This is a genomic window from Methylomonas sp. 2BW1-5-20 (assembly GCF_052474515.1).
This window is the reverse complement of sequence record NZ_CP184127.1, coordinates 3,646,323-3,658,990: the sequence shown is the minus strand read 5'-3', so window position 1 is coordinate 3,658,990 and position 12,668 is coordinate 3,646,323. Positions and strand designations below refer to the sequence as shown.

10 protein-coding genes are annotated in these 12,668 nt (G+C 50.2%); 8 read left to right on the top strand and 2 right to left on the bottom strand.

Going from position 1 to position 12,668, the window contains the following annotated elements; translation table 11 throughout:
- Positions 1 to 69: 69 nt before the first annotated feature.
- The 4 genes from ACH50O_RS16975 to ACH50O_RS16960 all read left to right on the top strand — a co-directional run bounded on the left by ACH50O_RS16975 (position 70) and on the right by ACH50O_RS16960 (position 4,513).
- Entirely contained in the window at positions 70 to 543 is a 474-nt protein-coding gene (locus ACH50O_RS16975; RefSeq protein ID WP_446808933.1) for a DUF6932 family protein, read from the top strand.
- On the top strand, positions 488 to 1,507 hold the full coding sequence (locus tag ACH50O_RS16970; RefSeq protein ID WP_446808932.1) for a hypothetical protein: 1,020 nt from the start codon (positions 488 to 490) through the stop codon (positions 1,505 to 1,507). The genes ACH50O_RS16975 and ACH50O_RS16970 overlap by 56 nt, the downstream gene beginning before the upstream one ends.
- Before the next feature lie 186 nt (positions 1,508 to 1,693).
- Positions 1,694 to 2,944: a dicarboxylate/amino acid:cation symporter gene (locus ACH50O_RS16965; RefSeq protein ID WP_446808931.1), complete on the top strand. Its 1,251-nt coding sequence runs from the start codon at positions 1,694 to 1,696 to the stop codon at positions 2,942 to 2,944.
- Positions 2,945 to 3,280: 336 nt separating this feature from the next.
- Entirely contained in the window at positions 3,281 to 4,513 is a 1,233-nt protein-coding gene (locus ACH50O_RS16960) for a PepSY-associated TM helix domain-containing protein (RefSeq protein WP_446808930.1), read from the top strand.
- Here the strand turns inward: ACH50O_RS16960 and ACH50O_RS16955 are convergent.
- Complete coding sequence (locus ACH50O_RS16955) at positions 4,510 to 5,109, bottom strand: Uma2 family endonuclease (protein ID WP_446808929.1); 600 nt, start codon at positions 5,107 to 5,109, stop codon at positions 4,510 to 4,512. The genes ACH50O_RS16960 and ACH50O_RS16955 overlap by 4 nt on opposite strands.
- Before the next feature lie 164 nt (positions 5,110 to 5,273).
- On the opposite strand from ACH50O_RS16955, the gene polA reads away from it, so the two are divergent.
- The 4 genes from polA (at position 5,274) to ACH50O_RS16935 (ending at position 10,932) form a co-directional block, all read left to right on the top strand.
- Positions 5,274 to 8,012, top strand: a complete 2,739-nt coding sequence (polA, locus tag ACH50O_RS16950; RefSeq protein WP_446808928.1) for a DNA polymerase I — start codon at positions 5,274 to 5,276, stop codon at positions 8,010 to 8,012.
- Between the two features lie 22 nt (positions 8,013 to 8,034).
- Positions 8,035 to 8,922, top strand: a complete 888-nt coding sequence (locus tag ACH50O_RS16945) for an MBL fold metallo-hydrolase (protein ID WP_446808927.1) — start codon at positions 8,035 to 8,037, stop codon at positions 8,920 to 8,922.
- Positions 8,923 to 9,296: 374 nt separating this feature from the next.
- The gene (locus ACH50O_RS16940; protein ID WP_446808926.1) at positions 9,297 to 10,340 is read left to right on the top strand and encodes a DUF262 domain-containing protein; all 1,044 of its coding nucleotides are present in this window, start codon (positions 9,297 to 9,299) and stop codon (positions 10,338 to 10,340) included.
- The gene (locus ACH50O_RS16935) at positions 10,333 to 10,932 is read left to right on the top strand and encodes a HEPN domain-containing protein (protein WP_446808925.1); all 600 of its coding nucleotides are present in this window, start codon (positions 10,333 to 10,335) and stop codon (positions 10,930 to 10,932) included. The genes ACH50O_RS16940 and ACH50O_RS16935 overlap by 8 nt, the downstream gene beginning before the upstream one ends.
- Positions 10,933 to 11,272: 340 nt before the next feature.
- Here the strand turns inward: ACH50O_RS16935 and ACH50O_RS16930 are convergent, their stop codons facing one another.
- Positions 11,273 to 12,499: an IS256 family transposase gene (locus tag ACH50O_RS16930; RefSeq protein WP_446808924.1), complete on the bottom strand. Its 1,227-nt coding sequence runs from the start codon at positions 12,497 to 12,499 to the stop codon at positions 11,273 to 11,275.
- Positions 12,500 to 12,668 lie beyond the last annotated feature (169 nt).

The window sequence follows — 12,668 nt, the reverse complement described above, 5'->3', positions numbered from 1 at the left end:
TTCCCCCCGGGTTACGCTGAATTTTACCGTGCTACAATCGTTTCGATTAAATCACTACAGGGATTCGTAATGACAATTCCCGCTTTAGATGCCAGAGGATTGCTACCAGAAGGTATACACGACTCCACGTTTAAGGATGTCCAAATTGCTTTTTGTTTTAATGCCTACCGAGAGCAGCTATGGCATGATGTGATGAACGGACTTAACCAAGAAAAGATTCCGCAGTCGAATGCGTTTCCTCTTTTCATTGCCGGCAGTTTTTTATCAGATAAGCCGACCCCTAGCGATATTGAAATGGCTATTCAGTTAAATTCCGAAAATTTCAACCTTCCAGGAGCCTCTAGACTTTTTCAATTGAATGAAGCCGAGCACCATAGACTTAAAATAGGTTACAGGTTGGACTTTTACGCTTATATTGGAGGGATAGGTAATGATTTCAGTCTATTCTTCCAGTACGTTGGAGAGAAAACAGCCGAATCCAAAAAAATTGAACCCAAAGATAAACGCGGAATTATCAGGATTAGATATGACAACATGGGTTGATAATGTGCACAGCAAAGCCTACTTGGTGCATGAACAAATCATGGCCGCTAAGGAAGCGGAACGCTTGTCGGGAATCGACACATCCGGTATGCAACAACGTTATTGGGTGTTGTTGGAAAAATTGTTTTCAGATGATTTGCCGCTGGCAAACCTGATGGATAAGTCGGACATTCTGCTTCATGCGGAAGGCCCAGCGGCCACCGATGCGCTTCCTACTTTGCAGGCCGTCAATTGGCTGTGCCATACCGCCGAAAAACAATTGCGTGCACTGGCTAAAGCCACATTCGATTTAGCCAACGTTCATGTTGGAAACCTTGCAAATAAAATCGACCTTCGCTTGACTGGCTTAGCGCCGGGCAGTGTATATGTAGGCTTTAAAGTTCAAGCCGACGAAACGTCAGACCTGATCGACGGCGCTTCCGAACCGGTCTTCAAGCTAATCCGGGATACCATTTCCCAATTACCCGACATTCCCGGCTTTATTGGCGATGAATTCATAAATTCAGGTATTAATGAAGCCATTCCAGATTCAGCCATACGGGATGCCATGTTGAATGCCGCATTGCATTTAGCTCCGACTGGACGTATAGGTATTCATACGCTGGAGTTGTCCTCGCCACTCAGCCACAGACCAAGTGCCGAACTCTCTCAACGCGAACGAGTAGTTATTCGCGAGGCGTTACGCCGGCCCAAGCTCATATCTCCAAAACCTGGTACCTTTGTTGGCGAGATTCGCGAAATCGACCTTGACGCTAAACGATTTCACTTGCGTAACGTCAAGGATTACGGCACGTTGCGCTGCATCTTGCCGGATCATTATCAGGATACTGATTACAAAGGTATCCTGGGTGATACCACCAAAGTGACAGGACATTACGAAACCGACAAAAACGGACGCCCCCGTTTGTTGCTCGTTGAACATATACAACGCATTGATCAACCGCTTCAGCGCGATTGGGTTTAAACGCTAAATTTTCGCCTTAAGCCTGAAAGCATATTACTCCCCATTTAATTTGGCGTAATAAGGTTATCGTCTATTGCACCCTATGCATCAGCAACCGATGAATAAAGCCTAGCGGCGATAAATCAAGCAAAATCCCCGCAAAACCCATAAGATCAAGCCATCCCGGCTGACTTGTTCAATAACTCCATGAAAAATCATCACAAATTACTACTGAGTTTAGTGCTCGGCGCTTGCGCCGGCTTGATCTGCCATGGCTTTGCCGACAACGAAGCATTGCAGATTTTCAACCGCTATTTGATGGAGCCCATCGGCCAAGTCTTCTTGCGGCTGATTTTCATGATCGTGGTGCCGATGGTGATGAGCGGTTTAATGCTGGGGGTGTATCAACTCAGCAATCATCACGGTTTGGCGCGGGTGGCCAGGCGCACTTTGTTTTTTACCTTGTTGGCCAGTTCGGCGTCGGTAGCGGTGGGCATTTCGCTGGTCAATCTGGCGCAGCCAGGGGTGGGGCTGGATATTTCGCAGATGTTGGGGGATAACGCCGGCTTGAATAAAATCCAGCAAAACGCCGCCCAAGCCAAGCCGGTAGTGCAATCATTGTTGGAGATCATCCCGAAAAACCCGTTCGCCAGCGCCACCCAGGCGTTGGAAGGCGAGATGCTGTCTTTGATGTTCTTTTCCTTGGCCTTTGGCGCGGCGCTGGCGGCGACCAATGGCGACAAGCCGTCGCGCTGGGTCGGTTTATTGGAAGAAACCTATGCCGCTTGCCTGCTGGTCGTCGATACCGCGATGAAGCTGGCGCCGATTGCCGTGTTTGCGTTGGTGTTTCAATCGACTTTCAAATTCGGGCATCACATTTTGTTTTCCTTGGGGTTTTACGTGCTGGTGGTGGTCACCGGTTTACTGCTACAGCAAGTCGTGGTCTACAGCATGCTGTTGCGGTTTTTTACCCGTATCAAACCGCTGAGTTTTTTCCGGCAATGCCGGGATGTCTATTTGTATGCCTTTGCCACCGCCTCCTCCAATGCCACTCTGCCGCGCTCGCTGGAACTGGCTGAGCAGGAGTTGAAGCTTAGGCCGGAAGTAGCGCGCTTCGTGTTGACGATAGGCTCCACCGCCAATCAGAATGGCACGGCATTGTTCGAGGGCATTACCGTACTGTTCCTGGCTCAGGTCTACGGCGTGGATTTGTCGCTGGGGCAACAGGTACAGGTGGTGTTGATGTCGATATTGGCCGGCATCGGCACCGCCGGCGTTCCGGGCGGCTCCTTGCCCTTGATCATGATTTTGACCCAACAGGTGGGGATTCCGGCGGAAGGTATGGGTTTGATCTTGGGTGTGGACCGCTTTCTGGATATGTGCCGCACCACTTTAAATGTTAGCGGCGATTTGGTTATCGCGGCCTTGGTCGATCAGCCGGAACCTGAGCAGGCTTGAGGGTAAGCTACAGACTAAACGGCGTTATATCATGCAGAAAATTAGATTTTGTTGATGCCTCATCGAATCTAAAAAGCTATTGAGGCAAACCACAGTGTCCCCGCACAATTGATAGCCTTAGCCGGGACTAGATAGTGCTTGAGCTGCTAGCAAACATCCAACGGTATGCTGTGCCTTTACCAATCCCTCTAAAAGGTGGGAGCCCAATTTAACCAGCGAATAACTTGTAAATCACCGGTTTTCTGTCTACCTGTGGTGGGGATTTTACTGTCTCATACGTCTTATCCGATGATGGCAGGCACTTTGCCGGCTTGAAATGGAAATCCTGGAGTCGCTATGAAAAATCGCCCCTTTTGGGTAGTTGTACATCGTTACGCCGGTCTGGCGATGACGGTTTTTTTAATCATCATCGGCCTGACCGGCAGTCTGCTGGCGTTTTACAGCGAATTGGAACACTGGATCAGCCCACAGTTATCCGCGCCGGCCTCGGCTTTACCGCGTTTGAGTCCGCCGTTATTGAAGGCTCGGGCCGAACTTTTGGTGCCGCAAGGCAAAATTAATTCGGTCTGGCTGGAACACGATGCCGCGCATATCGATGTGACACCGCAGACCGACCCGGCTACGGGTAAGCCTTACGAACTCGGTTTTACCCAGCTGATTCTCAACCCCTATACCGGCGAAGAACTGGGTCGCCGCAGTTGGGGCGCGATTTCCGAAGGCTTAATCAACCTGATGCCTTTCATCTACAAGCTGCACTATTCGTTGGCGCTGGATGAAATTGGCGGTTGGATTTTAGGCATTACCGCGCTGGTGTGGACGCTGGATTGTTTTGTGGGTTTTTATCTGACGCTGCCGGCAGCGAAAAAAACCAAAACTGTCGCGGTTGCCGGCGAATCCCGTTCGTTTTGGCAGCGCTGGGCAGCGGCCTGGAAAATTAAATGGCAGGGGGCGAACTATCGAATCAACTTCGATCTGCATCGGGCCGGCGGCTTGTGGCTGTGGGTTATGTTGTTGCTATTCGCCTGGTCCAGCGTAATGATGAATCTGTCCGACGCAGTTTACGCGCCGGTGACGCGGGCGGTGTTCACCGACTATCACGAACCCTGGATCGATTTTCCCGATCTTGAAAAACCGCTGGAACAACCGGCGGTTGCCTGGACCGATGCATACCGTATTGCGGTTGAGTTGATGGAACAGGCGTCCAGGCAACAGGGGTTTGTGATCGAGGTGCAGCAGGGGTTTCGCTACAATCCAGCCAAGGGCTTTTATGTGTATAACGTGCGCAGCAGCGCGGATGTCGAGGAGAAGCACGGCAGCACCCGCATGGTAATAGATGCGAATACCGGCACCCAAAAAATGTTGTTGCTGCCCACCGGCCAGTATGCCGGCAACACCGTCACCAACTGGCTGGCGGCCTTGCACATGGCCGATGTGTTTGGGATGCCTTACCGGATATTCGTTTGTCTGCTGGGATTAGCGATAGTGATGCTTTCGGTAACAGGCGTGGTGATCTGGCTGAAAAAACGTCGGGCCAGACTGCACAGCGCAGCTTTGCGGGTAGGCGCTTAAGAGGCCGTTTGCGAGGCGTCTTGCGGTTTTTGTTGCAAATAACTCAGGACATCTTCGTTGTCGACGCGCTCGTAAATCTCTTCGACGGCGATGCTGATGTCTAAGGATGTAAAGCTAATCCGGTCGCCGAGATAATAGTAAAACGATTGCCAGTTGTGAGCCCGGCTAAACACTTGAATCTCGCCTTTGTCTTGTTCTATCAGAACATATTCCTGCAGGCTTGGAATGTTCTGGCAGCGCAGGCGCTTCAGGGATTGGTCGAATTTGCGGGTGGTTTTGGACAGTACCTCGATGAGGATAGTAGGCGCGGTTTTATAATAAGGATCTACATTATCCTCGTTGCAAACCACCATCACGTCGGGATAGAAAAAATCGTCGGCCACGCGTAGCTTAATGTCGGATATCAGCGTTCTACATGGCGTGCCTTTTAGCTGTTGTTTCAGTTCGCACGCAATATTGCCAGCTATCAAATTATGATTGGAGCTGACATCAGGCATTCGATGAGGTTTCCCGTCTATTAGCTGGTGCTTGATGTCGGCCAGTAATTCGCTCCGAAGATATGCTTCAGGGCTAATGCGGTGCTGGGGAAATACCATAGCTGAACTCAAGGGGAAATCGGGTTGAAAGTACTGGCGCAACATAGTCGATTGCCGGCATGCCAGTCAAGCATCCGCGCCGCGGACTGGTAATATCGCACTTGCAGACGTTAGCTTGGCCCTGTATCTTTGCGACAACCCTACTTGTTGTTTGTTGACTCTACATGTCCGATTCCGCCCCTAACAAATTGATCCTGGTCGACGGCTCGTCGTTTCTGTTTCGCGCCTTCCACGCGGTACCACCGCTGACCAATGCCCAGGGCGAGCCGACCAATGCGGTCTATGGTGTGTCCAATATGCTGCGCAAACTAATCAACGATTACAACACGCCCTATATCACGGTGGTGTTCGATGCGCCGGGCAAGACCTTTAGGCATGATTTATACGATCAATACAAAGCTCATCGACCGCCGATGCCGGACGATTTGCGGGTGCAGATTGCGCCCTTGCACGACTTGATCCGCTCACTGGGTTTGCCGCTGATTATCGAACACGGCGTGGAAGCCGACGACGTGCTAGGTAGTCTGGCGCAAAATGCCGCGCGCCAGGGTTTTGAGGTGATTATTTCCACTGGCGACAAGGACATGGCGCAGCTGGTGAACCAGCAAATCACCCTGGAAAACACCATGACCAACACCCGCATGGATATTCAGGGGGTGCAGGACAAATTCGGCGTGAAGCCGGAGCAAATCATTGATTATCTGGCGCTAATGGGCGATGCGGTGGATAACATCCCCGGTGTGCCGAAAGTCGGGCCGAAAACCGCCGCCAAGTGGTTGCAGGAATACGAGACGCTGGACAATCTGATCGCTCGCGCCGACGAGATCAAGGGCAAGATCGGCGACAATTTGCGTGAGGCCTTGGGCCAGTTACCGCTGTCTCGCGAACTAACCACCATCAAATGCGACGTGGCTTTGCATTACAGCCTGGACGATTTGAAGCGTAAGGAGCCGGACATGGCCGCGCTGAAAAACCAGCTGGGCCATTTGGGTTTTAGCAGCTGGCTAAAAACTTTGAATGGCGATACGGCGCCATCCTCGGTAGCACCGACAACAGCGGAAAAGCCGCTTGAAGTGGTAGAACCAGCACCGGTCAGCAAGGACTACCAAACCATCCTCAGCCAAGCCGATTTCGATACCTGGCTGGAAAAGCTGCAAAAAGCCAAGCTGTTTGCCTTCGACACAGAAACCACCAGCCTTAATTACAGTGACGCGCAAATCGTCGGCGTGTCGTTTGCGGTCGATGCCGGCCAGGCCGCCTATCTGCCGGTGGCGCATGACTATCCCGATGCGCCAGCTCAGTTGGATCGGCAAGCCGTTTTGGACGCCTTGAAACCCTTGCTGGAAGACCCGAACAAAGCCAAGCTGGGGCAAAATCTGAAATACGATAGCCACGTGTTGGTCAATCACGGCATCGCGCTACGCGGCATCCAACACGACACGATGCTGGAATCGTATGTGTTGAACAGCACCGCGACAAAGCACAATATGGACGATCTGGCCAAGCATTACTTGGGCGTGGACACCATTCATTTCGAAGATGTGGCCGGCAAGGGCGCCAAGCAGATCGGCTTTGCCGAAGTGGCTATCGAACAGGCCAGCGAATACGCCGCCGAGGATGCCGACATCACCCTGCGCCTGCATCAAACCCTGTCCGCACAATTACAGCAGCATCCCAGTTTGTGGGCCTTGTATAACGAGATCGAAGTGCCGCTGATCAGCGTATTGGCGCGTATCGAGGAAAACGGTGTGCTGATTGATAGCGCGATGCTGGCGCAGCAAAGCTTGGAGCTGGCGAACCGGATGATAGGCATCGAACAACAAGCGCACGATGTCGCCGGCTCGGCGTTTAATCTCGGCTCACCCAAGCAGATTCAGGAAATCTTGTACGACCGTTTAAATTTGCCGGTGCTGAAGAAAACCCCAAAAGGCCAGCCCTCCACCGACGAATCGGTGTTACAGGAACTGGCGGTGGATTACCCCTTGCCGAAGCTGATTCTGGATTTTCGCAGCATGAGCAAACTCAAATCCACATATACCGACAAGCTGCCGCAACAGATCAACGACCGCACCGGTCGTGTACATACGTCGTATCATCAAGCGGTGGCTGCCACCGGGCGCTTGTCGTCGTCCGACCCCAATCTGCAAAACATCCCGATTCGTAGCGAGGAGGGTCGCAAGATTCGTCAGGCCTTCATCGCTCCGCCCGGTTATAAAATCGTCGCCGCCGACTATTCGCAGATTGAGTTGCGGATCATGGCCCATCTATCCGGCGATGCCGGCCTGCTGGCGGCGTTTTCGCAAGGCGTGGATGTGCATAGTGCCACGGCGGCGGAAGTGTTTGAAGTAGAACTGGAGCAAGTCACCCACGATTTGCGCCGCTCCGCCAAGGCCATCAATTTTGGTCTGATCTACGGCATGTCGGCGTTTGGTTTGGCGCAGCAACTGGGCCTGCCGCGCAATCAAGCCCAGGCTTATATCGACCTGTACTTCAGTCGTTACCCCGGCGTAAAACAGTATATGGACAACACCCGCGAACTGGCCAAGCAGCAAGGCTATGTGGAAACCATTTTCGGCCGCCGTCTGTATTTGCCGGAGATTAATTCCCGCAACGCGGCGATGCGCCAGTACGCCGAGCGCACCGCCATCAACGCGCCGATGCAAGGCACCGCCGCCGACATCATCAAACGGGCGATGCTGGCTTGCGATGCTTGGGTAGTAGCGGATAACCCGGACGTGAAAATGATCATGCAAGTTCACGACGAACTGGTATTCGAAGTGGCGGAAGCACGCTTGGCGGAACATATGGAAACCATCCGCCGCATCATGTCCGGCGCTGCCGAGCTGCATGTACCGTTGCTGGTGGAAATCGGCAGCGGCGAGAATTGGGACGAAGCGCATTGAGCGTTGCGGAGGCTGTTAGGCCATGAAATTCAAGTTTTGGGGCGTGCGCGGCTCCATCGCCACGCCGGGGCCGAGCACGGTCAAATATGGCGGCAACACCACTTGCATCGAAGTGACCAGCAGCGCTGGTGATCTCATCATTCTAGATGCCGGCACCGGTATCCACGCGCTGGCGCAGAGCTTGCCCAAACAAGCACTGACCGCGCACATCCTGATTACCCATACCCATTGGGACCATATTCAAGGTTTGCCGTTTTTTCTGCCGATGTTCAAGTCCGGCAATATCATCAACATCTACGGCGGCCTGGAACCCTTGACCCGTCAAGGCATAGAGCGTGCGATGCACGTGCAATTGCAGCACAGCTATTTTCCGATCAGCGAAGCGCAGTTAAATGCCGAGGTGCGGTATTTCACGCTGAAGGCTAATGCGCCGATTAACGTAGGTAGCGTGCGCGTGACGCCGACCGTGCTGAATCACCCGGTTTACAACTTTGGCTATCGCCTCGACGATGTCGATGGCAGTTCCCTGTTTTTTACCGGCGATTACGAACCGCAACTCAATCCTTATCAGCCGGACCACCCGGGCTACCCGGCCATGCAGGAACTGATCGAGCAAAAGCACGAGGAAGTGATTGCGGCGATGGCTGGCGTCGATGTCTTGATCATGGACAGTTCCTACACAGACGCCGAATATGCCGACCGACATGGTTGGGGCCACGGCACTTACCGCTCGGCGATGAATTTCGCGGCACAGGCTGGCGCTAAAAGATTGTTTTTGACGCATCATGAACCGACGCGGAGCGATGCTGATTTGGAGGCGATTTTTGCATCGCTTTTACAGGCTGGTGAGAGTGAGGTTTCGGTTTGTTTGGCGAGGGAGGGGGATTCGTATGATTTGCCGTTTGGGTAAGATTGGGTTTTGTGTCGCTGGCGCGACGGGTTATTTGTAAGTCGGGTCTCGGCCCGACAACCGAGTAACTTTTCTTTGTTTGGCCAAAGAAAAGTCACCAAAAGAAAAGCCACCCGGATGCCGCTTTTATCCTGCGCGCCGAAGCTTTTATCGAGGGTCGGCAGAAGGGGCTTCCCAGCCCCTCCGCCGACGCGCCGCATCCTTGCGGCGCCCCTTCGGGCTGTTCTCAATAAAAGCTCCGGTGCTCGGCGCGGCATACGGGATGACACACTCCAACGGATGGTTTGTTTTCATGAAGTTTATTTTGGTAGACTGGACAAAGCAAAGCCCTTACTACATTAGTATCGTAATTCAAGAAAGAAATAGGAATAATCATGACAGAGCAGAATGGACATAAAACCCTAAATTTATATCCAATAGATTATCCTTTTGAGACGTTATACAACCGAATAACCGCAGAAAAACCGAAACTATTACTTGACCCCGATTTTCAAAGAAAATTTAAATGGGATAAGGATGGTTGGGAGAGATCATCTAAATTTATTGAATCATGCCTAATGAGGATTCCTTTACCTTCCTGCTATTTTGCTGAGGACGAAGAGGGCAGGCATATAGTAATCGATGGCGTTCAACGATTGACAACAATAGTTCGGTTTTTTGACGATAAATTTGCCTTAGAAGGACTTACCATGTTCAAGGAACTGGAGGGCAAAAAATACTCAGAACTTGGCGAATATCAAACTGAACTTGAAGCAACAACAATTAGATGCATTGTACTTAGAAGAGAAAACCCGAAACATCTAATAAGAGAAATATTTTCAAGACTTAATCAAGGTGCAGTAAGGCTATCCGATCAAGAAATAAGACATGCATTATACAATGGCTCTTTCAACGACTTATTGACAGAATTAGCTAAAAACCCTGTAATAAAAAATTTTGGACTTGGCGAAACAGGTGTCGCGCCTAAAGATAATCTTGAAGCAGAAGAACAAGTACTCAGATACTTCGCGCTTAAAGGAGACCTAGAAAACTATCAAGATAAACTAGCAAAGTACCTTGATTCATTTATGAGTCAGAATCAATATTGCTCAAATGAGAACATCTCTAGCTACAGAACTGACTTTGAGTCAACTTTAGAAAAATGCGTTTTAATTTTTGGCGAGGATGTATTTAAAGATACCTCAAAGAGAAAAAAGCGTCAGAGCATGGTTTATTACGATCTTTTGATGTACAGCCTTGGGCAAGTTGATCTAGAAACACTTCGAAACAAAAAAGTAGAAGTAAAAGAAAAGTTTTCTGAATTATGTAAACTATCCGGATTCCAAAGAACCTTATCGGCAGGGTTGCAAAATAAGGCATCCATTCTAAAGCGCAGAAAACTGTGGAGCGATTTGTTGTCAGAGGCGTTAAATGGATGAGCAACAAATTTACGAAAAATATGTAGATTTGCTTAACTCCTTAATGGATATTATCAACGAGTCTCAAAAGAGACTTCTTTCCGACAACCCAGACCCTCTATTTCAACAGCACCTGAATTTTTTCATAAAAGCTTATCTAATAACCATGTGTACTTATTTAGAGGCGTTTTTAACAGATATAGCTTTTATTCGAATTGAAAAAATCGCACATAAACTTCAAAGCACTTCGATCCCTCACAACATTGTGAAATGGAGCTTTTCTAATCTATCCAAAGATAGAATCGATGGACTGGAAGAGTTCAAAGACCTTAGCATATCCATTAAAAAGGACGATCTTAATGACCATCTCTCTGGAAATATTGATAAAACTATTAATACGTTTAAAAAAATTGGGCTGAACTTAATTTCTATACCAGGATTCGCAGACAATAAAGACCAAATAAATTCAATTGTCAGCAAAAGAAATAAGATAATTCATAAAAATGATGATGCATCCGATGTTTCAATGGTTGATTTAATTAATCACATCAACACTCTAATCAAGTACATGGATTCAATAAAAACAATAGTTAAGACAGAAAATTCCAAGTGAACGCAAAACCATAAAGCACAATTTGTAGGGCGCCAATCGGCGTTGCCGTATGCACCATATAATGGTCTCTATGCATGCGCCGCATTACGCTATTGTTAATGCGGCCTACAAAACTTCGTAAACGTTTAAGCTGTTTCAGATTTCACGCAGGGTTTTATCCCGTATGCCGCGCCGAGCACCGAAGCTTTCGTCGGGAATAGCCCGTAGGGGCGATGCAGGGATGCATCGCGTTGACGAAGGGGCAGGAAGCCCCTTTCGTCAACCCCCGACGAAAGCTTCGGAGCGCAGGAGATAAGCGGCATCCGGAGGGTGTCCTGAATTTTGTGTAAACGGGATTTAATTATCGATTGGGCATCCTGTCTTCAAACTGAATGCTAAACCGATTCAACGCGGCTTTCCAGTCATGCAAAGGCATGGTCCATTTTTTACTGATATTCATCAGGGCCAAATAGAACAATTTCGACAAGGCTTCATCACTGGGAAATGAACCGCGATTCTTGGTGATTTTCCGCAAACTCATGTTGACCGACTCAATGGCATTGGTGGTGTAAATGATGCGGCGTATCTCCGGCGGATAGTCGAAAAAGGGGATGATCCGATCCCAATTGCGTCGCCAAATTTGGGCAATCGGTGGATAGGCATCGTTCCACTGCACCTCGAACTCAGCCAGCTTCTGCTCCGCCTCGGCGACGGTGGCTGACTGGTAAATCTGTTTGAGATCGGCGGCGATCTGTTTGCGCATTTTCCAGCCGACATAGTTGAGGCTGTTGCGGACCAAATGCACGATGCACAGTTGAACGGCTGTGTGTGGATAGACGGTTTCAATCGCTTCGGGAAAGCCTTTCAAGCCATCGACACAGGCGATGAAGATGTCTTGGACGCCGCGGTTCTTGAGGTCGGTGACGACTTGCAACCAAAACTTGGCGCCCTCGGTTTGAGCTATCCATAAGCCCAGCACTTCCTTTTCGCCGTTCATATTGACGCCAATCGCCAGATAAACAGCCTTGACCCGCACTGCACCGGTATCACGCACTTTGACGTGGATGCAGTCGAGATAAACGATGGGGTAAATCGGATCGAGCGGTCGCGATTGCCAGGCTTTCACTTCCTCAATCACGGCGTCCGTCACTGAGGAAATCAAGCTCGACGACACTTCAGTGCCATACAGCTCTTCCAGGTGGCTCTGGATTTCCCTGACCGTCAGCCCTCGGGCATAAAGCGAAATAATCTTGTCGTCAAAGCCCGTCCAACGGGATTGGTGTTTGCCAATGATTTGCGGCTCGAACTGACCATGACGATCACGTGGAATCTCAATCGGCAATGCGCCAAAATCACCTTTCAGCGTTTTACGGCTTTTGCCGTTGCGCGTATTCCCCGTAGCATTACTGACAGACTCATGCTTGCCATGCCCCAGATGTTCGGTCATTTCAGCTTCTAAAGCCCGCTCCACCAGCGCCTTGGTGAGTTGTTTCAGCAGGCCATTTTCGCCCAGCAGGTCTTCCGGTTTTTGATAGCCGGACAATAAGGTATCGATTAGGTCAGTTGGGATAGATTGGGTTTCGGTCATGGTTACTCCTCAAAGTAAGGGCAGTGTCCTGCCTAATGACCGTTTACACAAAAATTCTTACACCCTCGGCATCCGGGCCGCCTTTTCTTTGGTTACTTTCTTTTGGCGGAGCAAAAGAAAGTATCTCGGCTGTCGGTCCGAGAACCGACATTAAATTAAGCCGTCGCGC